General features: G+C 64.1%; 28 protein-coding genes. 19 read left to right on the forward strand and 9 right to left on the reverse strand.

The genetic code is table 11. The features are described from left to right. Window positions 1–38 precede the first annotated feature (38 nt). From cysE to ftsB, 14 genes are all read left to right on the forward strand, one after another. Window positions 39–803: a serine O-acetyltransferase gene (gene cysE, locus A3Q7_RS0102370; protein ID WP_018410250.1), complete on the forward strand. Its 765-nt coding sequence runs from the start codon at window positions 39–41 to the stop codon at window positions 801–803. 110 nt (window positions 804–913) lie between these two features. Next, window positions 914–1,402, forward strand: coding sequence for a Fe-S cluster assembly transcriptional regulator IscR (gene iscR / locus A3Q7_RS0102375; RefSeq protein WP_026224396.1), 489 nt, complete (start codon window positions 914–916; stop codon window positions 1,400–1,402). Between the two features lie 2 nt (window positions 1,403–1,404). Continuing rightward, window positions 1,405–2,544, forward strand: a complete 1,140-nt coding sequence (locus tag A3Q7_RS0102380; RefSeq protein ID WP_018410252.1) for a cysteine desulfurase family protein — start codon at window positions 1,405–1,407, stop codon at window positions 2,542–2,544. A 23-nt stretch (window positions 2,545–2,567) separates the two neighbouring features. Next, window positions 2,568–3,779 carry an IscS subfamily cysteine desulfurase gene (locus A3Q7_RS0102385; RefSeq protein ID WP_020565937.1) on the forward strand — a complete coding sequence of 404 codons (1,212 nt, stop codon included), beginning with the start codon at window positions 2,568–2,570 and terminating at the stop codon, window positions 3,777–3,779. A 129-nt stretch (window positions 3,780–3,908) separates the two neighbouring features. Continuing rightward, window positions 3,909–4,319 (forward strand): Fe-S cluster assembly scaffold IscU, encoded by a 411-nt coding sequence (iscU, locus tag A3Q7_RS0102390; RefSeq protein ID WP_018410255.1) that lies wholly within the window; start codon window positions 3,909–3,911, stop codon window positions 4,317–4,319. Between the two features lie 10 nt (window positions 4,320–4,329). Then, entirely contained in the window at window positions 4,330–4,653 is a 324-nt protein-coding gene (gene iscA, locus A3Q7_RS0102395; RefSeq protein ID WP_018410256.1) for an iron-sulfur cluster assembly protein IscA, read from the forward strand. Further along, complete coding sequence (gene hscB, locus A3Q7_RS0102400; RefSeq protein ID WP_018410257.1) at window positions 4,646–5,206, forward strand: Fe-S protein assembly co-chaperone HscB; 561 nt, start codon at window positions 4,646–4,648, stop codon at window positions 5,204–5,206. The genes iscA and hscB overlap by 8 nt, the downstream gene beginning before the upstream one ends. Further along, complete coding sequence (hscA, locus tag A3Q7_RS0102405; protein WP_018410258.1) at window positions 5,206–7,068, forward strand: Fe-S protein assembly chaperone HscA; 1,863 nt, start codon at window positions 5,206–5,208, stop codon at window positions 7,066–7,068. The genes hscB and hscA overlap by 1 nt, the downstream gene beginning before the upstream one ends. Before the next feature lie 49 nt (window positions 7,069–7,117). Next, window positions 7,118–7,459, forward strand: a complete 342-nt coding sequence (fdx, locus tag A3Q7_RS0102410) for an ISC system 2Fe-2S type ferredoxin (protein ID WP_018410259.1) — start codon at window positions 7,118–7,120, stop codon at window positions 7,457–7,459. A gap of 6 nt (window positions 7,460–7,465) precedes the next feature. Further along, window positions 7,466–7,660 carry a Fe-S cluster assembly protein IscX gene (gene iscX, locus A3Q7_RS0102415; RefSeq protein ID WP_018410260.1) on the forward strand — a complete coding sequence of 65 codons (195 nt, stop codon included), beginning with the start codon at window positions 7,466–7,468 and terminating at the stop codon, window positions 7,658–7,660. Window positions 7,661–7,775: 115 nt separating this feature from the next. Next, a complete protein-coding gene (locus A3Q7_RS0102420; RefSeq protein ID WP_018410261.1) occupies window positions 7,776–9,455 on the forward strand; it encodes a CTP synthase in 1,680 nt (559 codons plus the stop codon). Window positions 9,456–9,465: 10 nt separating this feature from the next. Further along, window positions 9,466–10,308 (forward strand): 3-deoxy-8-phosphooctulonate synthase, encoded by an 843-nt coding sequence (gene kdsA, locus A3Q7_RS0102425; protein WP_018410262.1) that lies wholly within the window; start codon window positions 9,466–9,468, stop codon window positions 10,306–10,308. 49 nt (window positions 10,309–10,357) lie between these two features. After that, entirely contained in the window at window positions 10,358–11,644 is a 1,287-nt protein-coding gene (gene eno, locus A3Q7_RS0102430) for a phosphopyruvate hydratase (RefSeq protein WP_018410263.1), read from the forward strand. A 5-nt stretch (window positions 11,645–11,649) separates the two neighbouring features. Then, on the forward strand, window positions 11,650–11,940 hold the full coding sequence (ftsB, locus tag A3Q7_RS0102435; RefSeq protein WP_018410264.1) for a cell division protein FtsB: 291 nt from the start codon (window positions 11,650–11,652) through the stop codon (window positions 11,938–11,940). Between the two features lie 57 nt (window positions 11,941–11,997). Here ftsB and A3Q7_RS0102440 read toward each other — a convergent pair whose 3' ends face one another. The 4 genes from A3Q7_RS0102440 to A3Q7_RS0102455 all read right to left on the reverse strand — a co-directional run bounded on the left by A3Q7_RS0102440 (window position 11,998) and on the right by A3Q7_RS0102455 (window position 14,130). Then, window positions 11,998–12,543 carry a C40 family peptidase gene (locus tag A3Q7_RS0102440; protein ID WP_018410265.1) on the reverse strand — a complete coding sequence of 182 codons (546 nt, stop codon included), beginning with the start codon at window positions 12,541–12,543 and terminating at the stop codon, window positions 11,998–12,000. Beyond that, window positions 12,527–13,243: an SIMPL domain-containing protein gene (locus tag A3Q7_RS0102445; RefSeq protein ID WP_018410266.1), complete on the reverse strand. Its 717-nt coding sequence runs from the start codon at window positions 13,241–13,243 to the stop codon at window positions 12,527–12,529. Before A3Q7_RS0102445 ends, A3Q7_RS0102440 begins: the two co-directional genes overlap by 17 nt. 58 nt (window positions 13,244–13,301) lie before the next feature. Next, window positions 13,302–13,514 (reverse strand): hypothetical protein, encoded by a 213-nt coding sequence (locus tag A3Q7_RS0102450; RefSeq protein WP_018410267.1) that lies wholly within the window; start codon window positions 13,512–13,514, stop codon window positions 13,302–13,304. 94 nt (window positions 13,515–13,608) lie between these two features. After that, window positions 13,609–14,130, reverse strand: coding sequence for a gamma carbonic anhydrase family protein (locus A3Q7_RS0102455; protein WP_018410268.1), 522 nt, complete (start codon window positions 14,128–14,130; stop codon window positions 13,609–13,611). Between the two features lie 125 nt (window positions 14,131–14,255). Between A3Q7_RS0102455 and A3Q7_RS0102460 the strand changes: the two genes are divergently transcribed. After that, a complete protein-coding gene (locus tag A3Q7_RS0102460; protein WP_018410269.1) occupies window positions 14,256–14,528 on the forward strand; it encodes a hypothetical protein in 273 nt (90 codons plus the stop codon). Window positions 14,529–14,658: 130 nt separating this feature from the next. Here A3Q7_RS0102460 and fchA read toward each other — a convergent pair whose 3' ends face one another. From fchA to glyA, 5 genes are all read right to left on the reverse strand, one after another. Continuing rightward, on the reverse strand, window positions 14,659–15,288 hold the full coding sequence (gene fchA, locus A3Q7_RS0102465; protein WP_018410270.1) for a methenyltetrahydrofolate cyclohydrolase: 630 nt from the start codon (window positions 15,286–15,288) through the stop codon (window positions 14,659–14,661). A gap of 3 nt (window positions 15,289–15,291) precedes the next feature. After that, window positions 15,292–16,152 (reverse strand): NADP-dependent methylenetetrahydromethanopterin/methylenetetrahydrofolate dehydrogenase, encoded by an 861-nt coding sequence (locus A3Q7_RS0102470; RefSeq protein WP_018410271.1) that lies wholly within the window; start codon window positions 16,150–16,152, stop codon window positions 15,292–15,294. Between the two features lie 70 nt (window positions 16,153–16,222). Beyond that, window positions 16,223–17,173, reverse strand: a complete 951-nt coding sequence (locus A3Q7_RS0102475; protein WP_018410272.1) for a D-2-hydroxyacid dehydrogenase — start codon at window positions 17,171–17,173, stop codon at window positions 16,223–16,225. A 95-nt stretch (window positions 17,174–17,268) separates the two neighbouring features. Beyond that, on the reverse strand, window positions 17,269–18,459 hold the full coding sequence (locus A3Q7_RS0102480) for an aminotransferase class V-fold PLP-dependent enzyme (protein WP_018410273.1): 1,191 nt from the start codon (window positions 18,457–18,459) through the stop codon (window positions 17,269–17,271). A 51-nt stretch (window positions 18,460–18,510) separates the two neighbouring features. Next, entirely contained in the window at window positions 18,511–19,764 is a 1,254-nt protein-coding gene (glyA, locus tag A3Q7_RS0102485; protein WP_018410274.1) for a serine hydroxymethyltransferase, read from the reverse strand. A gap of 262 nt (window positions 19,765–20,026) precedes the next feature. Between glyA and A3Q7_RS0102490 the strand changes: the two genes are divergently transcribed. The 4 genes from A3Q7_RS0102490 to A3Q7_RS0102505 all read left to right on the forward strand — a co-directional run bounded on the left by A3Q7_RS0102490 (window position 20,027) and on the right by A3Q7_RS0102505 (window position 26,107). Further along, window positions 20,027–21,202, forward strand: a complete 1,176-nt coding sequence (locus A3Q7_RS0102490) for a malate--CoA ligase subunit beta (RefSeq protein WP_026224400.1) — start codon at window positions 20,027–20,029, stop codon at window positions 21,200–21,202. Between the two features lie 116 nt (window positions 21,203–21,318). Then, entirely contained in the window at window positions 21,319–22,206 is an 888-nt protein-coding gene (gene sucD / locus A3Q7_RS0102495) for a succinate--CoA ligase subunit alpha (RefSeq protein ID WP_018410276.1), read from the forward strand. Between the two features lie 112 nt (window positions 22,207–22,318). Continuing rightward, the gene (locus A3Q7_RS0102500; RefSeq protein WP_018410277.1) at window positions 22,319–25,063 is read left to right on the forward strand and encodes a phosphoenolpyruvate carboxylase; all 2,745 of its coding nucleotides are present in this window, start codon (window positions 22,319–22,321) and stop codon (window positions 25,061–25,063) included. 66 nt (window positions 25,064–25,129) lie between these two features. Next, window positions 25,130–26,107 (forward strand): HpcH/HpaI aldolase/citrate lyase family protein, encoded by a 978-nt coding sequence (locus A3Q7_RS0102505; protein ID WP_018410278.1) that lies wholly within the window; start codon window positions 25,130–25,132, stop codon window positions 26,105–26,107. Window positions 26,108–26,155 lie beyond the last annotated feature (48 nt).

Raw genomic sequence — 26,155 nt, forward strand, 5'->3', positions numbered from 1 at the left:
TTCCCGGCGACGCTGCCGGTTTCCCACAAGGACACAAGATGTTCCAACGCCTGCGCGAAGACGTCGCCAGTGTGCGCGACCGCGATCCGGCCGCACGCTCCGCCTTCGAGGTGCTGACCTGTTACCCGGGCATCCATGCGCTGTTCATCCATCGCATCGCCAATGCCTGCTGGCGACGCGGTTTCCTGTGGCTGGGCCGGTTCACTTCGCACATCGGCCGCCTGCTGACCGGCATCGAAATCCATCCCGGTGCGACCATGGGACGGCGGGTGTTCATCGACCACGGCATGGGGGTGGTGATCGGAGAAACCGCGGTTGTCGGCGACGAGTGCACGATCTACCAGGGCGTCACGCTGGGCGGCACCTCGCTGTATCGCGGTGCCAAGCGTCATCCCACGCTGGGGCGCGGTGTGGTCGTCGGCGCCGGCGCGCAGGTGCTGGGCGGTTTCGAGGTGGGCGACGGTGCCAAGATCGGATCGTGCGCAGTGGTGGTGAAACCGGTGCCTGCGGGGGCGACGGCGGTCGGCAATCCGGCCCGCGTGATCGAGGCCGGTGCCGACGAGGAACGGCGCCGTCGTGCCGAACAGGCCGGCTTCACCGCCTACGGGGTGACACGCGACATGGAAGACCCGACCTCCAAGGCACTGACCGCACTGGTCGATCACGCGCTGGAAACCGACCGTCGGCTGGAATGCCTGCTGCGCCGGCTGGAGCGCGCCGGCATCCAGCTCGACGACGAGGCGAAGGAAGAGGTCGCCGATCACGCCCATGTCGATCTCGGCAAGATACGTCCGAATTGTTGACTGAACTTGTCGGGAATCTTAAAGTCGACTGAAATGATCGGGAATTGCCCGATCGACGCTGCGCCTCGCATGACCGCGATGTGCGCCGCGAACGACAGCGGGAGTACCCCATGAGACTGACCACCAAAGGCCGTTTTGCCGTCACCGCCATGCTCGACCTCGCCCTGCGGCAGGACCGCGGGCCGGTCACCCTGTCCGGCGTGGCCGAGCGCCAGGGCATCAGCCTGTCCTATCTGGAACAGTTGTTCGGCAAGCTGCGCCGGCAGGAACTGGTGGCCAGCGTGCGCGGCCCCGGCGGTGGCTACTGCCTGGCGCGGGATGCGCGCGCCATCTCGGTCGCCCAGATCATCCTCGCGGTGGACGAACCGCTCGACGCGACGCAATGCGGCGGCAAGGAGAACTGCCACGACGAGCACCGCTGCATGACTCACGACCTGTGGTCCGATCTGAGTCGCCACATGTATGACTACCTCGATTCCATCAATCTGCACGATCTGGTCCAGAAGCAGCGCGCCTGTTCCAGCCAGAAGGTGGTGCTGCACGATGCGACCGCGGCGCGGGCGTGCGGCAGCAGCGAGGTCATCGCCGCGCAGGCCTGATCATGTTTGCACCGGTCTATCTCGATCACAACGCCAGCGCACCGCTGCTCGAATCGGTGCGCGACGCCATGCAGCCGTGGCTGGGTGAGCGCTTCGGCAACGCATCCAGCCGTCACGAGTATGGCCGTGCGGCGCGACGCGCGATCGACGAGGCGCGTGCGCAGGTCGCGGCGGCCGTGGGGGCGCATCCGACCGAGGTGGTATTCACCAGTGGTGGATCGGAAGCCAACAACCTGTTCATCAAGGGTGCCGCGGAGCGCATGAAACCTGGTGTGATCGCGGTCAGTGCGATCGAGCACCCCTGCGTGCGGGAACCGGCGCGTCAGCTCGTGCGCCGCGGCTGGATACTCGAGGACATCCGGGTTGACGTGGCCGGTCGTGCCCGGGTGGACGCATTGCATCCGCACGCTTCCCTGGTGTCGGTGATGGCGGCCAACAACGAAACAGGGGTGTTACAGGACATCGCGGCGTTTGCCGACGCGGCCAGGCGGCAGGGCGCGTGGATGCATACCGACGCGGTGCAGATGCTGGGCAAGCTGCCGCTGGATTTCCGGGCGCTCGGCGTGGCGGCGATGACGCTGTCGGCGCACAAGATCGGCGGCCCGCAGGGCGCCGGCGCATTGATCGTCGACAAGCGGGTCGACATTGAGCCGCTGATCGCGGGTGGCGGACATGAACGCGGTTTGCGTTCGGGTAGCGAGAACATCGCGGCCATCGTTGGATTCGGAGTGGCCTGCGAGCACGCGATCGCGTCGCTGCCGGCCGGACGCGAGGCGATGAACGCGGCGCGGGCGCGCATCGAGGCCTGTGTGGCGGCGCTCGGCGGCATCGTGTTCGGCGAGGCGGCGGCCCGCCTGCCCAATACCTGCTATTTCGCGCTGCCCGGCATCGAAGGCGAAACCCTGGTCGGCAAGCTGGATCGCGCCGGTTTCGCGGTGGCCAGCGGTTCGGCCTGTTCCAGTGCATCGCCCGAACCGTCGCGTACGCTGACCGCGATGGGTGTGGCGCCGGAGCTCGCGCGCGGTGCGATCAGGGTGAGCGTGGGCAGGACGACGCGCTCGCAGGATGTGGAAGATTTTTGCGGCGCGCTGGCGCGGGTGGCGGAAGAGCTTCGCGGCCTGCAGGCGATGGCCGTGGCGTGACGAAGTCCAACGGAGTTGATGACATGCTGAAATTTCCGATCTATCTCGACTATTCGGCGACCACGCCGGTCGATCCGCGCGTCGCGGCCAGGATGATTCCCTGGCTGACCGAGCACTTCGGCAATCCCGCGTCGCGCAGCCACGCCTATGGCTGGGAAGCCGAGGCGGCGGTGGAAGAGGCGCGCGAGCAGGTCGCCAGGCTGGTGAATGCCGATCCGAAGGAAATCGTCTGGACTTCGGGCGCAACCGAATCGAACAACCTGGCGATCAAGGGCGCGGCCCATTTCTATTCCGGCAAGGGCAAGCACATCATCACCGTGCGTACCGAGCACAAGGCGGTGCTGGACACCTTCCGCGAACTGGAGCGCGAGGGCTTCGAAGCCACCTATCTCGATCCACAGGAGAACGGACTGGTCGATCTCGATGCTTTCCGCGCCGCACTGCGCCCGGACACGGTTCTGGTGTCCATCATGTTCGTCAACAACGAGATCGGCGTCATCCAGCCGATCGCCGAGATCGGCGAGATCTGCCGTGAGAAGGGCATCGTGTTCCATGTCGATGCGGCGCAGGCCACCGGCAAGGTCGAGATCGATCTGGACAGGCTGAAGGTGGATCTGATGTCCTTCTCGGCGCACAAGACTTACGGGCCCAAGGGAATCGGCGCGCTGTACGTGCGCCGCAAGCCGCGTATCCGCCTGGAGGCTCAGATGCACGGGGGCGGACATGAGCGCGGACTGCGTTCCGGCACCCTGGCCACCCATCAGATCGTGGGCATGGGTGAAGCCTTCCGCATCGCGCGCGAGGAGATGGGTGCCGAGAACGAACGCATCCGCATGTTGCGTGATCGCCTGATGAAGGGGCTGACCGATATCGAGGCCACCTATGTCAATGGCGACATGGAGGCACGCGTGCCGCACAACCTGAACATCAGCTTCGCCTATGTCGAAGGCGAGTCGCTCATCATGGCGATCAAGGAAGTGGCTGTGTCGTCCGGCTCGGCCTGTACGTCGGCCAGTCTGGAACCGTCCTACGTGTTGCGTGCCCTCGGTCGCGATGACGAACTGGCGCACAGCTCGATCCGCTTCTCGATCGGACGTTTCACGACCGAAGAGGAAGTCGACTTCACCATCGATCTGCTTCATCGCAAGATCGGCAAGCTGCGCGAACTGTCGCCGCTGTGGGAAATGGTGAAGGAGGGTGTGGATCTGAGCACGGTGCAGTGGGCGCATCACTGAGGGCGCATCACTGAAGCCGCTTCACCCGGGCATTTCCCCGGGGGACGCGTTGCCGGGGACGCGGGGTTCCATCACCGGCATGCTGTCGCCGCGAGGCGCGGCGACAGGCAGGAAGACAAGGAGAAAGACATGGCATACAGCGACAAACTGCTCGATCACTACGAAAACCCGCGCAATGTGGGGTCCTTCGGCAAGGAGGACGATGGGGTCGGTACCGGCATGGTCGGTGCGCCGGCATGCGGCGACGTGATGAAGCTGCAGATCAAGGTCGGTCCGGATGGCGTGATCGAGGACGCAAAGTTCAAGACCTATGGCTGCGGCTCGGCCATTGCATCCAGTTCGCTGGTGACCGAATGGGTCAAGGGCAAGACGCTGGATCAGGCGCTGGAGATCAAGAACACCGCGATTGCGGAGGAACTGGCGCTGCCGCCTGTGAAGATCCACTGCTCCATCCTGGCGGAGGACGCCATCAAGGCTGCCGTGGAGGACTATCGCAAGAAGCAGGGTACGCAGGTGGCTCCTGCGGCCGACGCAGCGTAAGGAGGTCCATATGGGCGTCACTCTCACCGAAAAGGCGGCAAGGCATGTCGCGGGCTTCATCGCAAAGCGCGGCCGCGGAGTGGGTCTGCGCCTGGGCGTGCGGACCAGTGGTTGCTCGGGCATGGCTTACAAGCTCGAATTCGCCGACGACCTGGCTCCCGAGGATCTGGTTTTCGAAAGTCATGGCGTGAAGGTGCTGATCGATCCGCAAAGCCTGCCCTATATCGACGGTACCGAGCTCGATTTCGTGCGCGAAGGGCTGAATGAGGGTTTCAAGTTCAACAACCCGAATGTCAAGGATGAGTGCGGTTGCGGCGAGAGCTTCAATGTCTGACACATCGCAGGTACTGCCCGAGGCGGATCTGTTCAGCCGCGATCATTTTGCGCTGTTCGGTCTGCCGCGGCGTTTCGTGATCGACGAGCGGGCGCTCGAAGGCCGTTACCACGAGTTGCAGTCGGCCGCCCACCCGGACCGCCATGCGCATCGCCCGGAGCAGGAAAGACGTCTGTCCATGCAGTGGGCGACCCGCATCAACGAAGGCTATCGCCTGCTGCGCTCGCCATTGACGCGCGCACGCTATCTGCTCGAGCTGGAAGGCGTGGACGTGGGCGCCGAGAACAATACTGCCATGCCTGCCGACTTCCTGATGCAGCAGATGGCGTGGCGCGAAGCACTTGACGACGCTCGCAACGCCGGCGATCCGGAAGCGCTGGATGCGCTGTCGGCCACGCTGCGGGCTGCGCGCAGCGGGGCTGAAAGCCAGCTCGTCCGCGAACTGGACGAGGAACACAATCTGTCTGCTGCGGCAGCGACCGTGCGCCGCATGATGTTCATTGCCCGATTGGGCGAAGACATTGCTGCCGCGCACGAAAAGCTGGAAAACTGATGGCACTGCTGCAGATCGCCGAACCGGGCGAATCCACTGCGCCGCACCAGCACAGGCTGGCTGTCGGCATCGATCTCGGTACCACCAACTCGCTGGTGGCGACCGTCCGCAACAGCGTGCCGGTTGTGCTGAACGATGAACAGGGGCGCGCACTGCTGCCCTCGGTGGTGCGATATGGGGCCGATGGGGGCGTGGTTGTCGGCCACGCGGCCCAGTCGGCGCAGGCACAGGATCCGCGCAACACCATTGCCTCGGTCAAGCGTTTCATGGGACGCAGCCTGAGCGATGTCGCGCATGTCGAATCCATGCCTTATGTATTCGAGGATGCGCCAGGCATGGTCCGCCTGCGTACCGCTCAGGGCGCGAAGAGCCCGGTCGAGGTATCCGCGGACATCCTGCGCGCGCTGCGTTCGCGCGCGGAGGACAGTCTGGGCGGGCCGCTGACCGGCGCGGTCATCACGGTACCGGCCTATTTCGACGATGCGCAGCGGCAGGCCACCAAGGATGCGGCCAGACTGGCCGGTCTGGAAGTGCTCCGCCTGCTGAACGAGCCGACCGCCGCAGCCATCGCCTATGGTCTCGACAATGCGTCGGAAGGACTGTACGCAGTCTATGACCTCGGCGGCGGCACCTTCGACATTTCAATCCTGAAGCTGTCGCGTGGCGTGTTCGAAGTGCTGGCGACGAGTGGCGACGCGGCGCTTGGTGGCGACGACTTTGACCACCGTGTCTATTGCTGGCTGATCGAAGCATCGCGCATCGGTCCCCCGGGGCTTGAGGACATGCGCCTGGTACACATGGAAGCGCGACGTGCCAAGGAAGTGCTCAGTGCCCAGGACAGCGTGCATGTCGGCGTCAAGCTGTCGACCGGCGACGAGATCGACCTCACGCTCACGCGCGCCGATTTCGCTGCGATGACGCAGAAGCTGGTCGACAAGACCCTGGCGCCCACGCGCAAGGCGCTGCGCGATGCCGGCCTTTCTCCGCAGGATGTGAAGGGCGTGGTGATGGTGGGCGGCGCCACCCGCATGCCGCATGTGCAGCGTGCGGTGGGCGAGTTCTTCGGTCAGGTGCCGCTGACCAATCTCGATCCGGACAAGGTGGTGGCCATCGGCGCCGCCATCCAGGCGAATGTTCTGGCCGGCAACCGGAGCGCAGGCGAGGACTGGCTGCTGCTGGACGTGATTCCGCTGTCGCTCGGCCTGGAAACCATGGGCGGGCTGGTCGAGAAGGTGATTCCGCGCAATTCGACGATTCCGACCGCGCGTGCGCAGGAGTTCACCACCTTCAAGGATGGCCAGACCGCGATGGCCATCCACGTGCTGCAGGGTGAGCGCGAACGTGTCAGCGACTGCCGTTCGCTGGCGCGCTTCGAACTGCGCGGCATTCCGCCGATGGCGGCCGGGGCGGCACGCATCCGCGTCAGCTTCCAGGTCGATGCCGACGGGCTGCTCAGCGTGTCTGCGCGCGAAATGACCACCGGTGTGGAGGCGCGCATCGAGGTCAAACCGAGTTATGGTCTGGCCGACGACGAAGTCGCCCGCATGTTGAAGGATGGTTTCGAGCACGCTCAGGAAGACATGAAGGCGCGCGCTCTGGCCGAGCAGCGCGTCGAAGCGCAGCGTCTGCACGATGCAACGGTCGCGGCATTGCTGGCCGATGGCGATCTGCTCGACACGAGCGAGCGCGCGGTGGTCGATGCGTCGCTTGCCGCGCTGGCAACGGCGGTGAAGGGTGAGGATGTGGCGGCGCTCAAGCAGGCGATCAACGACGCCGGGCGGGCCACCGACGAGTTCGCCGCGCGCCGGATGAATCGCAGTATCCAGCGTGCGCTGGCCGGCCGCAGCGTCGAGTCGCTGTAAGCGCGGCACGCCGACCGCGCAATCGATCAACACGTACCACGGATTACGCATGACCCAGATAGTCGTTCTGCCCCACGCCGAGTTGTGCCCGGAAGGCGCTGTCATCGAAGCCGAGCCGGGCACCTCGATCTGCGACGCGCTGCTTGCACACGATATCGAGATCGAACACGCCTGCGAGAAGTCCTGTGCCTGTACCACCTGCCATGTCGTCGTGCGAGAAGGTTTCCAGAGCCTTGAGCCGGCGGAAGAACTGGAGGAGGACATGCTGGACAAGGCATGGGGTCTGGAGCCCCTGTCGCGGCTGTCCTGTCAGGCGGTGGTAGGCGGGACGCCACTGGTGGTCGAGATTCCGCGTTACACGATCAATATGGTCAGCGAAGGCAAGAGGTAGAACACGATGAAATGGACCGACACCCTGGATATCGCCATCGGGCTGACTGAAACCAAGTCCGATGTCGATCCTCGCTATGTGCGTTTTACCGATCTGATGAACTGGGTCATGGCGCTGCCGGGTTTTGACGATGATCCCAACCGGTGCAACGAAAAGGTGCTGGAAGCGATACAGATGGCCTGGATCGACGAAGCGGATTGATTTTTCAGGTTTTTCCCGGCGACTGGCGGTGCTTGCGGTTTGTCCGGAGGCGCGGGGCGGCTGAAGCTTGCTGCGCTTTCGGCTAGAATACGGGTTTCCTGCACCCGCTCTCAGCATGACCAAGTACGTGTTCGTTACCGGCGGTGTGGTGTCCTCGCTCGGCAAGGGCATTGCAGCCGCCTCGCTGGGCGCGATCCTCGAATCGCGCTCCATCCGCGTCACCCACCTCAAGCTCGACCCCTATATCAACGTCGATCCGGGCACGATGAGCCCGTTCCAGCACGGCGAGGTCTTCGTGACCGAAGACGGAGCGGAAACCGATCTCGATCTCGGCCATTACGAGCGCTTCACCAGCGCGAAGATGAGCAAGCGCAACAACTTCACCACCGGCCAGATCTACGAGTCGGTGATCAAGAAGGAGCGCCGCGGAGAGTATCTGGGCAAGACGGTTCAGGTCATCCCGCACATCACCGACGAGATCAAGGCGTACGTGAAGCGCGGCGCTGAAGGTGCGGATGTCGCCATCGTCGAGGTCGGCGGCACGGTAGGCGACATCGAATCGCTGCCTTTCCTGGAGGCCATCCGCCAGATGGGCATCGAGGAAGGTCGCAGCAACACCTGTTTCATGCATCTGACGCTGCTTCCGTACATCGCAACGGCGGGCGAACTGAAGACCAAGCCTACCCAGCATTCGGTCAAGGAACTGCGCGAGATCGGCATCCAGCCTGACATCCTGCTGTGCCGTTCCGACCGGCCGGTGCCGGACGACGAGCGCCGGAAGATCGCGCTGTTTACCAATGTGCAGCCGGAAGCCGTCATTTCGGTGATGGACGCGGACAGCATCTACAAGATTCCGGCCATGCTGCACAACCAGATGCTGGACGAGATCGTCTGCCACAAGCTTGGCATCCTCGCGCGCGCGGCCGATCTGAGCAGCTGGACACGGCTGATCGAGGCGATGGAACATCCGGAGCGCGAGGTCGACATCGCCTTCGTCGGCAAGTATGTCGACCTGACCGAGTCCTACAAGTCGCTGTCGGAAGCACTGATTCATGCGGGCATACACACGCGCTCGCGCATCCACATCCATTACATCGATTCCGAACAGATCGAGCGCGCGGCCGATGGCGGCCGTTCACTGCTCGACCCGATGGATGCCATCCTGGTGCCCGGCGGTTTTGGCCGTCGCGGGGTCGAGGGCAAGATCGCGGCGATCCGCTATGCACGCGAGAATGGCGTGCCCTATCTGGGCATCTGCCTGGGCATGCAACTTGCCGTGGTCGAGTACGCACGCAATGTCGCCGGCCTGTCCGGTGCGCACAGCACCGAATTCGAACGCAACGCGCCGCATCCGGTGATCGGCCTGATCACCGAGTGGCTGAGCGCGGAAGGCACGCTGGAGCGTCGCGACGAAACCTCGGACATCGGCGGCACGATGCGGCTTGGCGGTCAGACCTGCAAGCTGGCCGACGGCAGTCTTGCACGTGAAATCTATGGCGCCGACAGCATCGTCGAGCGTCATCGTCATCGCTACGAGGTGAACAACCAGTATCTCGCCCAGCTCGAGAAAGTGGGTTTGCGTGTGTCCGGACGATCGACCGATGGCAGCGATCCGCTGTGTGAAATGATCGAGCTGCCTGACCACCCGTGGTTCGTGGCCTGCCAGTTCCATCCTGAATTCACCTCGACGCCGCGCGCCGGTCACCCGTTGTTCTCGGCTTTTGCCCGCGCCGCGCTGGCGCGCCAGGATGCGCGCGGGGCGGTGAAGCGTTCCGTACGCAAGGTCACGGGTTGAGGAGCCGGGCATGAAACTGTGTGGATTCGAAGTCGGACTGGACCAGCCCTTCTTCCTGATTGCCGGCCCGTGCGTGATCGAATCGCGCGAAATGGCTTTTGACACCGCAGGCAAGCTGAAGGACATCACGAGTCGCCTGGGCATTCCTTTCATCTACAAGTCGTCTTTCGACAAGGCCAATCGCAGTTCCGGCAAGAGCTTCCGCGGGCCGGGAATGGAAAAGGGGCTGGAAATCCTGGCCGATGTCAGGCGCGAACTCGAGCTGCCGGTGCTGACCGATGTCCATACGGCGGAAGAGGCGCCCATCGTCGCGCAGTATGTGGATGTATTGCAGACGCCGGCTTTCCTGTGCCGCCAGACCGATTTCATCCACGCGGTGGCCGCCACCGGCAAGCCGGTGAACATCAAGAAGGGGCAGTTCCTCGCGCCGGGCGACATGAAGAACGTTGTTGACAAGGCCAGGGAGGCGAACGCCGGCGCCGATACCATCATGGTGTGCGAGCGCGGTGCGTCCTTCGGCTACAACAACCTCGTGTCCGACATGCGTTCGCTGGCCATCATGCGCAATACCGGTTGCCCGGTGGTATTCGATGCGACGCACTCGGTACAGTTGCCGGGTGGCCAGGGCAGCAGCTCGGGCGGTCAGCGGGAATTCGTGCCGGTGCTGGCGAGGGCCGCAGTGGCCGTGGGCATCGCCGGCCTGTTCATGGAAAGTCACCCGGATCCCGAAAAGGCGATGTCCGATGGCCCGAATGCCTGGCCGCTGCCCATGATGGAAGCATTGCTGGAACAATTGCGTGATCTCGACGCCGTCACCAAGAGGCACGGATTCCTCGAATCCGCCCTGGCCTGATGCGTACGGCGTATTCACAATCAATGATTTTCTGAGGACCTGAACGACCATGAGTGCAATCGTCGATGTCGTCGCGCGCGAGATTCTGGATTCGCGCGGTAATCCCACCGTTGAAGCGGACGTATTGCTGGAGTCGGGCATCATGGGGCGTGCGGCCGTTCCGTCCGGCGCATCCACCGGCTCGCGCGAAGCCATCGAACTGCGCGATGGCGACAAGGACCGTTACCTCGGCAAGGGCGTGCTTTCCGCCGTCGAGAACGTCAATACCGAAATTTCCGAGGCCATCATCGGTCTCGATGCCGAGGAACAGGCCTTCATCGACAAGACCCTGATCGAGCTCGACGGCACCGAGAACAAGTCGCGCCTGGGCGCGAACGCGACGCTGGCGGTGTCGATGGCGGTGGCCAAGGCGGCGGCCGAGGAAGCGGGTCTGCCGCTTTATCGTTATTTCGGCGGCTCGGGCGGCATGGCCATGCCGGTGCCGATGATGAACGTGATCAATGGTGGCGCGCATGCCAACAACAGCCTGGATTTCCAAGAATGCATGATCATGCCGGTCGGTGCGTCCAGCTTCCGCGAGGCACTGCGCATGGGTGCGGAAATCTTCCACGCGCTGAAGAAGCTCACCGACAAGAAGGGCTATCCGACCACGGTCGGTGATGAGGGCGGCTTCGCGCCCAACGTCGGCAGCGCCGAAGAGGCGCTGAACATGATACTCGATGCCGCCTCGGCCGCCGGCTACGAGCCGGGCCGCGACCTGGTTCTGGCGCTGGACTGCGCCGCGTCCGAGTTCTACAAGGACGGCAAGTACCACCTCGAGGGCGCCGGCCTCACAATGGAATCGGCGCAACTGGTCGATTACCTCGCCACGCTGGCCGACAAGTTTCCCATCGTGAGCATCGAGGACGGCATGGCCGAGAACGACTGGGACGGCTGGAAGCTGCTGACCGAACGCCTGGGCGGTCGCGTGCAGATCGTCGGCGACGATCTGTTCGTGACCAACACCAAGATCCTGAAGGAAGGCATCGCCCGCGGCATCGCCAATTCCATCCTGATCAAGATCAACCAGATCGGCACGCTGACCGAAACCTTTGCCGCAGTCGAGATGGCGAAGCGCGCGAGCTATACCGCGGTCATTTCGCATCGTTCGGGTGAAACCGAGGACAGCACCATTGCAGACATTGCCGTGGGCCTGAATGCGATGCAGATCAAGACCGGTTCGCTCAGCCGTTCCGACCGTATCGCCAAGTACAACCAGTTGCTGCGCATCGAGGAGGACCTCGGCGATACCGCCTGGTATCCGGGTTCTTCGGCCTTCTACAACCTGCGCAAGTAAGCGGCGTGAACCGGCACTGGCCCACTCTGCTGCTGCTGGTGCTGACGGCGGCCATCCAGTACCCGCTGTGGCTGGGCAAGGGAGGGTGGCTGCAGGTGGGCGAGTCGGAACGCGCGCTGGAGGCCCAGCGCGCGCTCAACGACAGGCTGGAGGCGCGCAATATCGCGCTCGAAGCGGACGTGAAGGACCTGAAGACCGGATTCGATGCGATCGAGGAGCGCGCGCGCAGTGAACTGGGCCTGATCAAGCCGGGCGAAATCTTCGTCCAGGTGCCGCGCACCGAACGCAAGCTCTGACGGAAAAGTCCGGCGCGCCTGACGGCCTGACGCACATCGTCCGCGCCGGATCGCGCTTCAGATATCCCTTCTCAATGTGCGCAGCCCGCTGATGCGAGACGCGAACCAGCCGCTGTCCAGCGGGTCTGTACGCACATATTTCCCGCGCGTGCTCGGCGCATGGATGAAACGTCCTTCACCGGCGTAAATCCCCATGTGCGAATAGGTGGTGCCGCTGGTGTTGAAGAACACCAGATCGCCTGGCTGCAGTGCATCGCGGGCGATGGGGCGGCTCAGTTCGGCAATGCGCGCCGCATTGTGCGGCAGCTTCAGACCGGCAACCTGTTCATAGATCCAGCTCACCATGCCGCTGCAGTCCAGGCCACTGTCCGGATTGCGCCCGCCGAAACGGTAGTGGTTGCCTATCAGTCCCAGAGCGTAGATCACCGCGTCCTGCGCGTGACCGTCATGTTCGAGCTGCAGGAAGCGGCCCGGTGCGGGCCGGGCGACAGACGCAGCGGGCGGCCCGGCACCTTCCTGTGACACTGGCGGCAAGCTGCCGCACGCCGCCACCACAAGCGCCAACAGGGGCGCGAAGCGATTCAGCTCAGGGCTTGCGTTCAATCTCTATCTGTCCGCTGACATTGACACTGACGCGCGATTCTCCGGCTTCCATCGGCATGTCGGCCACCGTCGCTTCGGCCATTGCGAGCTTGGATCGCATCATGGGACGCGGTGGTGGTGGCAGGGCGGTATTGTTCACATTCATGTGCACCACGCGCCAGTCGCCACCAAGCGAGGAGGCGACGATTTTCGCACGCGCGTTGAAGGCGGCGATGGCGTCGGTGATGGCGGCGTTTTCCGCTTCGCGTGCCGCTTCTTCACTCGGTTCCAGCGTGAGCTGACCGACGGCCATCTGCGATTGCAGCTTGCCCAGCAGTTCGGACAGCGCCGCCTGGTCCTTGGATTCAAGCAGCAGTTCCGAGCGCATGCGCCAGCTTTCTATCGTGCGGCCGTTCTTGCCATAGACCGGGTAGGTCGAGGTGCCGCCACTGCGCACTTTCACTGTGCTGTAGGACTTGGCGGTCGCCAGTCCATTCTGGATCGCGACATTCACCTTCCTGGCAAGCGCGGACGGCGTGGCGTCGCTCAGTTCCACGAAGGCGGTCGCCCGGGCAAGGTCGTTGGGCGCAAGCCGCGATGCTTCCGCGGCCAGTTCGACCACTATCACGTTGCGCCTGTCGGCGGCGTCATCCGCGGCGGAGGCGGTCATCCAGGGCGCGGCCAGCAGGGCAGCGCAGACCAGCCAGTGAGATGCTTTCATCGGGACTCCCGCAGTGAGGACATCGCGGGAGTATAGCGGCCGCATCGGCCGCCGGCTGTCAGCGACGATGCCGTATGTCCTGCTCGTCGTCCGACTTGATGCGCACCGGCTGGCGTTCCGGCATGTCGCCCATGGCAGACATCAGCGACATGCCCAGCAGTGCCAGATAGCTCAGCACGGCAGCCGCTGCCGCATCCGTGCCGCTGGACGCCAGCATGATGGCGGGCAGTACATGTGCGCCGACGAAGAAGAATTCAGTGCGCTGGCTCATGGCGATCTCCGGAAAAGGAAGCTGTCTTCCGGGTTTACGTCATGCCGTGCGTCGAGCTTGAGCCGCCTGACACAATGAAACGATGGACGGTGGATCAGAGCGGGCGCAGCGTGTCGCGATAGAGCGCGGCCTTGTCCACATAGCCGCTGGCGCTGCGCATCAGGCGCTCGACCTCGTCGTCGCCGAGTGTACGCACCACCTTGCCGGGCGAGCCGAGTACCAGCGAGCGATCCGGAATGATCCGGCCTTCGGGTATCAAGGCGTTGGCACCGATCAGGCAGTGGCGACCGATCACCGCGCCATTGAGCACCACTGCGTGGATGCCGATCAAGGACCCGTCGCCCACCGTGCAGCCGTGCAGCATCGCGTGATGGCCTATCGTGACATCATTGCCGATGTGCAGAGGACGGCCGGGATCGATGTGGAGAACCGCGCAGTCCTGTATGTTCGAACGTTCGCCCACCGTGATGAGGTCGTTGTCGGCGCGGATGACGGCGCCGAACCAGACGCTGGAATCCGCACCCATGCGCACGCGCCCGAGCACGGTGGCGCCGGGGGCGACCCATACGCGGGCATCGAGTTCGGGTTGCTGGCCATCCAGGCTATAGACGCTCATGTCGGTGAAGTGCGGCGGGGACCAGGGTACAAGGCGGGACCGGGGCGCGATTGTACGCCGAGGCGCTGTGGCAGGCACGTTCGCCATTCGCGCGATGACAGGATCCGGGACGGACCGGGAAAGGCATGAAGATGAACGAAGTATTGTCGCGTACGCTGGCCGATTTCGAGGCCGGGCGCCTGGACATGGACGAATTGATCGCGCAGTGGCGCAAGTACGGCGTGGACGACGGGCGCATTCCCGCGAAGTGGCGCGAGGTGCTCGATGGCCTGCTGATGCGGCTCGAATCGGCACGGCTGTTTTCCGGCGAAAGCTGTTCCTTCAGCCGCAGCGAACTGCTCGCGACCATGCGTGAATGGCTGGATCGTGTGCAGGCGCAGATGCAGGCCCAGCAGTAGCGCCAAGGCACGTCTGAGCCGACCGGAAGAACCGGCATTCAGGAAATGTATCGCTGACGGGTGGCCATTCGCGCGAGCACATGAAAAAAGGGCGCCCGCGGGCGCCCTTTTTCCGAGTCGCGCGAGCGGCTCAGAGCTTGCTCTTGACCACCTCGACCACGCGGTCGGCTTCGGCCACCCACTTGGCCAGCAGGGCGTCGGTCTCGGCGCGCCGCGAGGCGGCGAAGTCGGCGTCCTTGATGCTGGGTACGTTGATGTCCACGTTCAGCGCGGCCGAACGCAGTGCGGCGACCGCCGCCAGTGCGGCAACGCCGGCATCGGACACCACGTTCGTGTTGCCTTTCTCGGCAGCGATCAGGGACAGCGCGATCACGTCGGCGCAGGCGCGGGCGCAGGCCAGCGGCGCGTCGGTGGCCTTCTTCAGACCTTCCTGGATGGCGGCCGAGCGTGCTGCCTTCTGCTCGTCGCTGTCCTTGGGCAGTCCGTACGCCGCCATCAGGCTGTCGAAGGCTTCGACATCGGCGCGGATGAAGTCGGTGAGCCGGGCGCGCAGGGTTTCCGCGCGATCCAGCAACTGCTTCATTTCACCTTCGACTTCGGCGTAGTTCTTCTTGCCGATGGTGAGGTTGCACACCATGCTCACCAGCGCGGCACCCATGCCGCCCATGATGGCGGCTGCACTGCCGCCGCCCGGGGTCGGCGCACTGCTGGCCAGTTCGTCGAGAAAGGTCGTGACCGGCTTGTCCTTGATCATGCTCATCTGTCAGCCCACCATGGTTTTCGCCATCGCGTAGATTTCCGACGCGTCCAGCGAGATGTCGTTGCTTTCGAACAGACGGCCGACGCAGGCGCGCTGCAGCGCGATCTTCAGCGCGCCGAAGCCGATTGCGCCGAACACGATCTTGCCGTGCTTGACCGCACCCTTGTCCATCATGTCGATGCCTTCGATACCCAGCGGCGGTGTCGCGTTGGCGTCGGCCATCATTTCGATGTTCGGGTTGTCCTTCCAGTGGCGTTCTTCCAGCAACTGGATGCCGCCGGCACCCATCGCGATCACGATGTTGGCGTCTTCGACAGCGCGACCGCGCGCATCGTTGTCTGCGGCTTCGACTGTTGCAGCATCGATGTTGAAGTTGGCTTTCAACTGCTTGGCCGCCTCTTCCGCGGTGGCGAGCTTGCGCGAGGTGAGCGTCACGCTGGCGCCTTCGCTGGCCAGCATGACCGCCGCCCGCGAGCCGACCGGACCGGTACCGCCGAGGATGACCGCCTTCTTGCCCTTGAGCGAACCGCTGTGTGCCAGCCAGGCGACGCAGGCGGCGGCCGTGGTGTTCGAGCCGTTGGAATCGAGCATCACCGATACGCGGAAATTGGCGAAGAACTTCTTCTTCACCGCCTTGAACAGCGCCTCGCCCTCGGCCATATTGCTGCCGCCGATGAAGATGGCGGTGTTCTTCTTGTCCTTCGGCGCGCGCGTGAAGATGGCGCCGTCGACCATGGCACCGACGTTGTGCGGATGCACACCGCCGTAGCCGATCACGTGATCGGCGCCGCCGTCATGGCACACCACGCTGTCGAACACCGACGGATGTTCATCGGTATCGAATTGGTAGAGCAGTTTCTTCATTCTGGAATTCTCTGGAAGCGGAAAGTCGGAAAACGTTGACGCACTGCCCGTGCGAGCGGGCAGGCGGAAATCAGGTGACGGTATTGACCGGCGCGCCCTTCACGAAGGCTTCGCAATTGTCGACCAGTTGATCGGCCAGGAACTGCATTGCACCATCGGAAGCCCATGCCACATGCGGTGTCAGGATGAAGTTCGGCAGGCGCAGATCGAGCAGCGGATTGCCTTCCTTGGGCGGTTCCTTGGTGAGCACGTCGAAGCCGGCACCGGCGATGATGCCTTCCTTCAGCGCCACGACCAGGTCTTCCTCGTTCACCAGGCCGCCGCGTGCGGTGTTGATCAGGATGGCGGTGCGCTTCATCTTGCGGAACTGCTCCATGCTGAACATGTTGCGGCTCTCGGCGGTCAGCGGGCAGTGCAGGGAAATGATGTCGGATTGCGCGAGCACCTCTTCCTGCGGCGTGAATTCGACGCCCGGCGCCTTCGGGCCCGGATGGTCGGCGAACAGCACCTTCATGCCGAAGCCGCGCGCGATCTTGGCCGTGCCCTGGCCGAGCACGCCTTCGCCGAAAATGCCGATGGTGCTGTCGTGCAGGTCGTAGATGGCATGATCGAAGAAGCAGAACTGGTCTACTTCCTGCCAGCGGCCGCGTTCGACGTCCTGGCGGTAGGCGATGATGCTGCGACGCAGGGCCAGGATGAGCGCGAACGCATGTTCCGGCACCGTGTGCACGGCGTAGTTGCGGATGTTGGACACGACGATGCCGCGTTCGCGGCAGGCCGGAACGTCGATCACGTCGTAGCCGGTGGCGGCCACGCCGATGTACTTCAGGTTCGGCAACTGGGCCAGCACGTCACCGCGCAGCGGCACCTTGTTGGTGAACGCCACGGTGGCGTTCTTCAGGCGCTCGACGATCTGCTCCGGGGCGGTGGTGTCGTACTCTTCCCAGGTGTGTTCGAAGGAGGGGCGGCGAACGTTGGCCTTCAGCGTGGAGCGGTCAAGAAACACAACGTGTTGCGACATGCTCTCTTCCTTTAGTCATTGGATGTAAAAAGCCGGGTAGGACACCCGGCCGTGCAGGGCAGCCGGCCTGCCGGAGCAGGCCGTGCATTGCAATATTACTTGGCCTGCGGGGCGTGGGTACGCCAGTAGGTCGAGGCGGCCGCGACACCCGAACCCGGGGTGACGTTGATGCCGTTGTCCAGCATGGACATTTCTGCACCGGCGATGGCGCTCATCAGCGACAGCATGTTCAGGTCGCCCAGATGACCGATGCGGAACACCTTGCCGGCGACCTTGGACAGGCCGGCGCCCAGCGACAGGTTGTACTTCTGGTAGGCGTTGCTGATCACCTTGGCGGCGTCGAAGCCTTCCGGCACGACGATGGCGCTGACCGTATTCGAGTACCACTCGGGCGCCTTGGCGCACAGGTTCAGCTTCCAGCCTTCCTGGACGGCTGCGCGCACACCGGCGGCGAGGTATTCGTGGCGGGCGAAGATTTCCTCCAGACCTTCCTCGAAAATGGTGTCCAGTGCTTCACGCATGCCGTACAGCATCGGGATGGACGGCGTGTACGGGAAGTAGCCGGTGGCGTTCGCGTTCACCATGTCCTTGATGTCGAAGTAGCAGCGGCGCGAGGTCGCGCCGTCCATGGCCTTGAGCGCCTTCGGGCTCATGCCCAGGATGCCCATGCCGGCGGGCAGCATGAAGCCCTTCTGCGAACCGGACACGGCGCAGTCGACACCCCAGTCGTCCATGCGGAAATCGATGGACACCAGCGAAGACACGGTGTCGACCATCAGCAGGGCCGGGTGATTGGCGTTGTCCATTGCGCGGCGAACGCGACCGATGTCGCTGGTCACGCCGGTGGCGGTCTCGTTCTGGCAGGCCAGCACCGCCTTGATCTTGTGCTCCTTGTCGGCGCGCAGCACTTCTTCGTACTGGTCGTAGGGCACGCCGGTACCCCATTCGACGTCGAGGATCTGCACTTCGAAGCCGAGGCGCTGCGCCATGTCGGCCCACAGGTGGCTGAACTGGCCGAAACGCGAGCACAGCACCTTGTCGCCCGGCGACAGGGTGTTGGTCAGGGCGGCTTCCCACATGCCGGTACCGGAGGCCGGGAAGGTCAGGATGGTGCCTTCGGTGGTCTTGAACACCTTCTTCAGGTCAGCCAGCACCGACTTGGTCAGTTCGGGGAACTTGGGCGAGCGGTGATCTTCCTGGGCGACCACCATGGCGCGCAGCACACGGTCGGGCACATTGGTCGGGCCAGGAACGAAAAGATGATTGCGGCCGGCGATTCGGGACATTGGATGACTCCTGATTAACTTTCGAAATTGGGTGAGCGTCTGATCGCGTACTTACTTGCGGCCATACACCGGGAAGTCGGCGCACAGCGCGGTCACGTCGGACACGACGCGCGAAATCACGGCGTCGTCGTTCGGCGCATCCAGCACGTCGACGATCAGGTTCGCGACTTTCTTCGCCTCGGCTTCCTTAAAGCCGCGGGTCGTCATAGCGGGGCTGCCGATACGAATGCCACTGGTCACGAACGGCTTTTGCGGATCGTTCGGGATGGCGTTCTTGTTGACCGTGATGTGTGCACGGCCCAGCGCTGCTTCTGCGTCCTTGCCAGTGATGTTCTTGGCACGCAGATCGACGAGGAACAGGTGGGACTGGGTGCGGCCCGACACGATGCGCACGCCACGCTCGACGAGCGTTTCGGCCATGGCTTGGGCGTTCTTCAGCACCTGTTGCTGGTAAGTCTTGAATTCTGCCGAAGCGGCTTCCTTGAAGGCAACTGCCTTGGCAGCGATGACATGCATCAGCGGACCGCCCTGGATGCCCGGGAAGATCATCGAGTTGAGCGGCTTCTCGAATTCGGCCTTGGCCATGATGACGCCGCCACGCGGGCCACGCAGCGTCTTGTGCGTGGTCGATGTGACGAAATCGGCGATGCCGATCGGGCTCGGGTACAGGCCGGCGGCGATCAGGCCGGAGTAGTGGGCCATGTCGACCAGCAGGTAGGCGCCGACCGAATCCGCGATTTCGCGGAAGCGCTTGAAGTCGATGTGCAGGGCGTAGGCCGATGCACCGGCGACGATCATTTTCGGCTTGTGTTCCTTGGCCAGCGCTTCGACCTGCGCGTAGTCGATCGCTTCGGTTTCCGGATCGAGGCCGTAGGCCACGCCCTTGTAGATCTTGCCGGAGAAGTTCACCGAAGAACCGTGGGTGAGGTGACCACCGTGCGCCAGCGACATGCCCAGGATGGTGTCACCCGGCTGCAGCATGGCCATATAAACGCCGGCGTTCGCCTGCGAGCCGGAATGCGGCTGCACGTTGGCGTATTCGGCACCGAACAGCGCCTTCAGGCGGTCGATCGCAAGCTGTTCGGCCACATCGACGTGTTCACATCCGCCGTAGTAACGCTTGCCCGGGTAACCTTCCGCGTACTTGTTCGTCAGTACCGAGCCTTGCGCTTCCATGACCGCCGGGCTGGCGTAGTTTTCCGACGCGATCAGCTCGATGTGGTGCTCCTGGCGTTCGTATTCCGCCTGGATGGCTGCCCACAGTTCGGGGTCAGACTGGGCAATGGTCATTTTCGGGTCGAACATTCTGCTTACCTTTCTAGATTGAGCTGTGGACCGGCGCCTGGGCCAGGCCATGAGAAGTAATGCAAGGCCATAAGACTATATCTGATCGATCAGGGGCCTCGTATCGGACTTTCTTATCGCTGTAATAAGTATAAGTGAATCTTAATTGAACAACCCTCATCCATAATTCTTTTCATCGAATTCGGTGCCCGGCCTGTACACGGGCATCCAGGGCCCGGGTTTCCGGGCTGCCTCCCAACTTCCTCACGACAGAAGGTGAAGCATGGACATTCACGAGTACCAAGCGAAAGAGCTCTTGGCGGGATTCGGGGTTCCGGTGCCGCGCGGCAGCGTGGCTTACAGCCCGGATCAGGCTGTGTATACCGCGACCGAACTGGGTGGCTGGCACTGGGCGGTGAAGGCCCAGGTGCATTCCGGTGCGCGTGGCAAGGCTGGTGGCATCAAGCTGTGCAAGACATATCACGAAGTTGACGCCGCAGCCCGCGAACTGCTCGGCAAACGGCTTGTGACCGTTCAGACTGGACCGGAAGGTAAGCCGGTACAGCGGGTGTATGTCGAAGTGGCGGAGCCCTTCGAACGTGAACTGTACCTCGGCATCGTGCTGGACCGTAAGGCCGAACGTGTGCGCGTGATCGCGTCGGCCGAAGGCGGCATGGAAATCGAAGAATTGGCACACACTGCTCCGGAAAAGATCATGCAGGTCGTGGTCGAGCCGGCAGTCGGTCTGCAGGCCTTCCAGGCGCGCCAGATCGCCTTCGGTCTGGGCCTGAACATCAAGCAGGTGTCGCGCGCGGTCACCGCCATCATGGGTGCCTACCGTGCCTTCCGCGATCTGGACGCCACCATGGTCGAAATCAACCCGCTGGTGGTGACCAAGGACGACCGCGTGCTGGCGCTCGACGCCAAGATGTCGTTCGACGACAACGCGATGTTCCGCCAGCGCGCGGTGGCCGACATGCGCGATCCGTCGCAGGAGGATCCGCGCGAAGTGCAGGCGGCCGAGCACAACCTGAACTATGTCGGCCTCGACGGCGACATCGGCTGCATCATCAACGGCGCAGGTCTGGCCATGGCCACCATGGATACCATCAAGTACGCCGGCGGTGCCCCGGCCAACTTCCTCGACGTCGGTGGCGGCGCCTCGCCCGAGCGCGTGGCCAATTCCTTCCGCCTGGTGCTGTCCGACAAGAACGTGAAGGCCATCCTGGTGAACATTTTCGCCGGCATCAACCGCTGCGACTGGGTGGCGCAGGGCGTGGTGCAGGCCTGCAACGACATCGATATCACCGTTCCGCTCATCGTCCGCCTGGCCGGCACGAACGAGGAGGAAGGCCGTCGCATCATCCGCGACAGCGGCCTGCCCATCATCAGCGCCGATTCGCTGACCGAGGCCGCGCAGAAGGCGGTCGATGCCGCCCGCGCCCACGCCGCGAGCTGAGTGAAGAGACCCCCACGCTCACTCCGTTCGCTGCCGCCCGAGGGGGCAGCGCGGGCCCACAGGGCGGCCCGGCGGGTGGCGCGCGGCGGATAACCGATGCACTAGAGGATTTAGACATGAGCATTCTGATCAACGAAAAGACCAAGATCATCGTCCAGGGCTTCACCGGCGACAAAGGCACCTTCCACGCCAAGGAGATGATCGAGTACGGCACCAATGTGGTCGGCGGCGTCACCCCGGGCAAGGGTGGCACCACGCACCTGGGCAAGCCGGTATTCAACACGGTGGCGGAAGCGGTGGAGGCGACCGGTGCCGAAGCCTCCATCACCTTCGTGGCGCCGGCCTTCTGCGCCGACGCCATCATGGAAGCCGCCGACGCGGGCATCCGGCTGGTGTGTTCCATCACCGACGGCATCCCGGCGCAGGACATGATGCGCGTCAAGCGCTACTTCATGCGCTATCCGAAGGAGCGCCGCACGCTGATGGTGGGTCCCAACTGCGCGGGCATCATCAGCCCGGGCAAGGCCATGCTGGGCATCATGCCCGGTCACATCTACAAGCAGGGCAATGTGGGCATCGTGTCGCGTTCCGGCACGCTGGGCTATGAAGCCGCGTCGCAGATGAAGCAATTGGGCATCGGTGTGTCGACCTCGGTGGGCATCGGTGGCGACCCGATCAATGGCTCGTCCTTCCTCGATCACCTCAAGCTGTTCGAGGAAGATCCGGACACCCACGCCGTCGTGATGATCGGCGAGATCGGCGGTCCGCAGGAAGCGGAAGCCTCGGCCTGGGTCAAGGAAAACATGAAGAAGCCGGTGATCGGCTATGTGGCCGGTCTGACCGCGCCCAAGGGTCGCCGCATGGGTCATGCCGGGGCCATCATTTCGGCGGCTGGCGATACCGCTGCCGAGAAGTCGGAAATCATGCGTTCCTTTGGTCTGACCGTTGCGCCGAGCGCCGGCGAACTGGGCAGCACCGTGGCCTCCGTCCTGGCCCGGATGTAAGTCCTGAGCAGCACGGGGCGTGCGGAGCGCGCCCTGCTTTCCGTCCGCCCCCATGGGGGCGGACGTCCCGCCACCCCGCTTGCGAAGTCCAACAGTGCGAGACCCCATCGTGGTGAGTGATCCCATTTCCGCCCCTGCGTCGGCTGACGCGTCCGGGGCCCAGTTCTCGGAAAAGGCGATAGACCTGCAGTTTTCGCTGCTGCGCGAAGTGGTCGAACGTCATCATCCCGAACTTCTGCCGGTGCTGGCCGGCGAATCCGGCAATGCGCTGTCGCCGCAGATGCTGGGCCGTGCCATACAGGCCCAGGGCATCCTGTTCCAGTTGCTGTCCATTGCCGAACAGAACGGCGCCATGCGCAAGCGGCGCGAGATCGAACGCGAGCATGGCCGCGCCGCATTGCCTGGCACCTTCGCCAGCGTGCTCGCCGCCGCCCGTCAGGCCGGACTCGGCGCAGAACGCGTGCGCGAGGCCTTCGCCGGCGTGAAGGTGCGGCCGGTACTGACCGCCCACCCGACCGAAGCCAAGCGGGTGACCGTGCTGGAGCGTCATCGCCGCATCTACCGCATGCTGATCGATCTCGAGTCACCGCGCTGGACGCCGCGCGAGCGCGCCGAACTCGAGGACGGACTGCGCAACGAGATCGAACTGCTCTGGCTCACCGGCGAACTGCGTCTGGAAAAGCCCAGCGTGTCGCAGGAAATCGCCTGGGGGCTGCATTTCTTCAATGAAACGCTGTTCGAGGTCGGCCCGGAAGTGCTGGCGCGCGCCGACGAGGCGATGGCCGCTCATTTCGGCAGTGCTGACGGCCTGCCGGGTTTCATCGAATTCGGATCGTGGATAGGCGGCGACCGCGACGGCAATCCTTTCGTCACCAATGCCATCACCCGGGGCGCGCTGACCGAATGCCGGCTGGCCAGCCTGCGCCGGCATCGCCAGGGGGTGCTCGATCTGGTGCGCAGCCTGTCGGTCACCGAGGCTTCGCTCGTGCTGTCCGGCGACTTCCGCGATGCGCTCACGCTGGCGCTGGAAGAAAGCGGCGAAGGCAGCGCGATCGCCGCACGCAATCCAGGCGAACCGTTCCGCCAGTTCCTCGCCTGCATCCTGAACAAGCTCGACGACACCATCGCCTGCACCGAAGCCGAGGAGGGCGCCGCCTGTCGTCGCGGTTACGAATCCGCCGAGCGGCTGATCGCCGACCTGCGCACGCTGGAAGCCGGCCTGCGCGACGCGCGCCTGGCCCGTCTGGCCGACAGCGAGGTGGTGCCGCTGCGTCGTCAGGTGGACATGTTCCGCTTCAGTACGGTCAGGCTGGATGTGCGCGAGAATTCGACGCGCGTCACGCAGACCCTGGAGGCCTTGTGGCGCCTCAGTCGCGGCGAACCGGATGACGTGCCGGCGCCGGTGCAGGACAGCGCCGAATGGCGCGACTGGCTGCTGGCTGAACTGGCGCAGCCGCGCACCGGCGTGCGCGACCTGTGCGGGCTGCCGGCGGTTGCCAGCGAAACGCTGGGCCTGTTCCGGCTGGTGGCCGACATGCGTCCGCGCGTCGGCCGCGAGGCTTTCGGCAGCTTCATCCTGAGCATGACGCGCAATGCTTCCGACGTGCTGGGCGTCTATCTGCTCGCGAAGGAAGCCGGGCTGTTCGCCGATCCGGCGGGCGTCGAGCGCTGCTCCCTGCCCATCATGCCGCTGTTCGAAACCATAGACGACCTGCGCCGCGCCCCGGCCATCATGCGCGAGCTGCTCGCGGTGCCGCTGGTCAAGCGCTCGGTGCGCGCGCTGGGCGGCGTGCAGGAAGTGATGATCGGCTATTCCGATTCGAACAAGGACGGCGGCTTCGTCGCCTCGAACTGGGAACTGTTCAAGGCGCAGGTGAAGCTCACCGCGGTGGGCAGCGAATCCGGCGTGAAGATCGCCTTCTTCCATGGACGCGGCGGCTCGGTCAGCCGCGGTGGCGTGCCGGCCGGTCGCGCCATCGCGGCCCAGCCGGCGGGTTCCATCCAGGGGCTGTTCCGGCTGACCGAGCAGGGCGAGGTCATATCCAGCAAGTACGCGAACAAGGGCACGGCGGCCTTCAATCTCGAATTGCTGGCGGCCAGCGTGTTCGACCATGTGCTCAAGTCCGGCGGCGCGGCGGGCGGCCACTCGACGCCGGAATTCGACGACGCGCTGGAAGCGCTGTCTGGCGCGGCGCATGCGGCCTATCAGAACCTCATATCGCACAGCGGTCTGGTGAGCTACTTCCAGGAAGCCAGCCCGCTCGAGGAAATATCGCTGCTGAACATCGGTTCGCGTCCGGCACGTCGTTTCGGCGCAAAGTCGTTGGCCGAGCTGCGCGCGATTCCCTGGGTGTTCGCCTGGTCGCAGAACCGTCACATCGTCACCGGCTGGTATGGCGTCGGTTCCAGCCTGGCCAATTTCATCGAGGTGCGCGGCGCGCGCGGTGAGGCACTGCTGGCACGCATGTTCAACGAGTCGCCGCTGTTCCGGCTCATCGTCGATGAAGTCGAGAAGACGCTGGCGGTGGTCGATCTCGACATTGCGCGCGAATACAGCCAGCTCGTGTCGGAGGCCGGCGTGCGCGAGGAGGTGTTCGGCATGATCGCGCGCGAATACGACATCACGCGCACGCAGATCCTGCGTCTGTCCGGTACCCGCCAGGTCGCCGAACGTTTCCCGGACTATCGCCAGAAGCTGGATCACCGGCTGCCGGTGATCAACCAGGTGAGCCGCCAGCAGATATCGTTGCTGCGGGCATTCCGGCTCACCGACGATGCGCAGCGCAAGGAGGAATTCCGCAAGGCGCTGCTGCTGTCCATCAATTGCGTGGCCGCCGGTTTCGGCGCCACCGGCTGAACGAACTGCCACCCACCGATCACCCGAAACGCGCAACGCAACATTTCAACGGAGGAGTTTCCTGCCATGAGCTTCACGATCATCGAACAAGCGACCCCGCGTCTGCACCGCTCCGAACTGGCCGTTCCCGGCTCCAACCCCGGCATGTTCGAGAAGGCGGCGAAGTCCGCCGCCGACATCGTCTTCCTCGACTGCGAGGACGCGGTCGCGCCGGACGACAAGGAACAGGCGCGCAAGAACATCATCCAGGGCCTGAACGAAATCGACTGGGGCAACAAGACCATGATGGTGCGCATCAACGGTCTGGACACCCACTACATGTATCGCGACGTGGTGGACATCGTCGAGGCCTGCCCGCGCCTGGACATGATCCTGATTCCCAAGGCCGGCACGGCTGCGGACGTCTATGCGGTCGACATGATGGTGACCCAGATCGAGGTCGCCAAGAAGCGCACCAAGCGCATCGGTTTCGAGGTGCTGATCGAAACCGCGCTCGGCATGGCCAATGTCGAGGCCATCGCCCAGTCATCGAAGCGTCTGGAGGCGATGAGTTTCGGCGTGGCCGACTATGCGGCATCGACGCGCGCCCGCACCACCGTGATCGGTGGCGTGAACAAGGACAGCGTGGTGCTGAGCGACAAGGACGAGAATGGCGAGCGTCAGACCTTCTGGACCGATCCCTGGCACGCCGCGCAGACCCGCATGATGGTGGCCTGCCGCGCCTACGGCCTGCGCCCGATCGACGGCCCGTTTGGTGACTTCGGCGATCCGGACGGCTATATTGCGGCCGCCAACCGTGCCGCGGTGCTCGGATACGAAGGCAAGTGGGCCATCCACCCGTCGCAGATCGAACTGGCGAACAAGGTCTATACGCCGTCCGACGCGGAAGTGACCAAGGCCCGCCGTATCCTCGACGCCATGGCACAGGCCGCCAAGGAGGGCCGTGGCGCCGTGTCGCTGGATGGACGACTGATAGACATCGCCAGCATCCGCATGGCGGAAGCGCTGATCAAGAAGGCGGACGCCATTTCGGCGGCCCGCTGAGCGCGCGGACCACGGCAAGGGTGGGGCAGGGCACTGGTCCTGTCCCGT

The sequence above is a fragment of the Methyloversatilis thermotolerans genome (assembly GCF_000372885.1).
Taxonomy (GTDB): domain Bacteria; phylum Pseudomonadota; class Gammaproteobacteria; order Burkholderiales; family Rhodocyclaceae; genus Methyloversatilis; species Methyloversatilis thermotolerans.

Bases quoted from the DNA above. Each gene is read 5' to 3' on its own strand.
- cysE (WP_018410250.1), top strand. From the start codon at position 39: ATGTTCCAACGCCTGCGCGAAGACGTCGCCAGTGTGCGCGACCGCGAT.
- iscR (WP_026224396.1), top strand. From the start codon at position 914: ATGAGACTGACCACCAAAGGCCGTTTTGCCGTCACCGCCATGCTCGAC.
- A3Q7_RS0102380 (WP_018410252.1), top strand. From the start codon at position 1,405: ATGTTTGCACCGGTCTATCTCGATCACAACGCCAGCGCACCGCTGCTC.
- A3Q7_RS0102385 (WP_020565937.1), top strand. From the start codon at position 2,568: ATGCTGAAATTTCCGATCTATCTCGACTATTCGGCGACCACGCCGGTC.
- iscU (WP_018410255.1), top strand. From the start codon at position 3,909: ATGGCATACAGCGACAAACTGCTCGATCACTACGAAAACCCGCGCAAT.
- iscA (WP_018410256.1), top strand. From the start codon at position 4,330: ATGGGCGTCACTCTCACCGAAAAGGCGGCAAGGCATGTCGCGGGCTTC.
- hscB (WP_018410257.1), top strand. From the start codon at position 4,646: ATGTCTGACACATCGCAGGTACTGCCCGAGGCGGATCTGTTCAGCCGC.
- hscA (WP_018410258.1), top strand. From the start codon at position 5,206: ATGGCACTGCTGCAGATCGCCGAACCGGGCGAATCCACTGCGCCGCAC.
- fdx (WP_018410259.1), top strand. From the start codon at position 7,118: ATGACCCAGATAGTCGTTCTGCCCCACGCCGAGTTGTGCCCGGAAGGC.
- iscX (WP_018410260.1), top strand. From the start codon at position 7,466: ATGAAATGGACCGACACCCTGGATATCGCCATCGGGCTGACTGAAACC.
- A3Q7_RS0102420 (WP_018410261.1), top strand. From the start codon at position 7,776: ATGACCAAGTACGTGTTCGTTACCGGCGGTGTGGTGTCCTCGCTCGGC.
- kdsA (WP_018410262.1), top strand. From the start codon at position 9,466: ATGAAACTGTGTGGATTCGAAGTCGGACTGGACCAGCCCTTCTTCCTG.
- eno (WP_018410263.1), top strand. From the start codon at position 10,358: ATGAGTGCAATCGTCGATGTCGTCGCGCGCGAGATTCTGGATTCGCGC.
- A3Q7_RS0102445 (WP_018410266.1), bottom strand. From the start codon at position 13,243: ATGAAAGCATCTCACTGGCTGGTCTGCGCTGCCCTGCTGGCCGCGCCC.
- A3Q7_RS0102450 (WP_018410267.1), bottom strand. From the start codon at position 13,514: ATGAGCCAGCGCACTGAATTCTTCTTCGTCGGCGCACATGTACTGCCC.
- A3Q7_RS0102455 (WP_018410268.1), bottom strand. From the start codon at position 14,130: ATGAGCGTCTATAGCCTGGATGGCCAGCAACCCGAACTCGATGCCCGC.
- A3Q7_RS0102460 (WP_018410269.1), top strand. From the start codon at position 14,256: ATGAAGATGAACGAAGTATTGTCGCGTACGCTGGCCGATTTCGAGGCC.
- fchA (WP_018410270.1), bottom strand. From the start codon at position 15,288: ATGAGCATGATCAAGGACAAGCCGGTCACGACCTTTCTCGACGAACTG.
- A3Q7_RS0102470 (WP_018410271.1), bottom strand. From the start codon at position 16,152: ATGAAGAAACTGCTCTACCAATTCGATACCGATGAACATCCGTCGGTG.
- A3Q7_RS0102475 (WP_018410272.1), bottom strand. From the start codon at position 17,173: ATGTCGCAACACGTTGTGTTTCTTGACCGCTCCACGCTGAAGGCCAAC.
- A3Q7_RS0102480 (WP_018410273.1), bottom strand. From the start codon at position 18,459: ATGTCCCGAATCGCCGGCCGCAATCATCTTTTCGTTCCTGGCCCGACC.
- glyA (WP_018410274.1), bottom strand. From the start codon at position 19,764: ATGTTCGACCCGAAAATGACCATTGCCCAGTCTGACCCCGAACTGTGG.
- A3Q7_RS0102490 (WP_026224400.1), top strand. From the start codon at position 20,027: ATGGACATTCACGAGTACCAAGCGAAAGAGCTCTTGGCGGGATTCGGG.
- sucD (WP_018410276.1), top strand. From the start codon at position 21,319: ATGAGCATTCTGATCAACGAAAAGACCAAGATCATCGTCCAGGGCTTC.
- A3Q7_RS0102505 (WP_018410278.1), top strand. From the start codon at position 25,130: ATGAGCTTCACGATCATCGAACAAGCGACCCCGCGTCTGCACCGCTCC.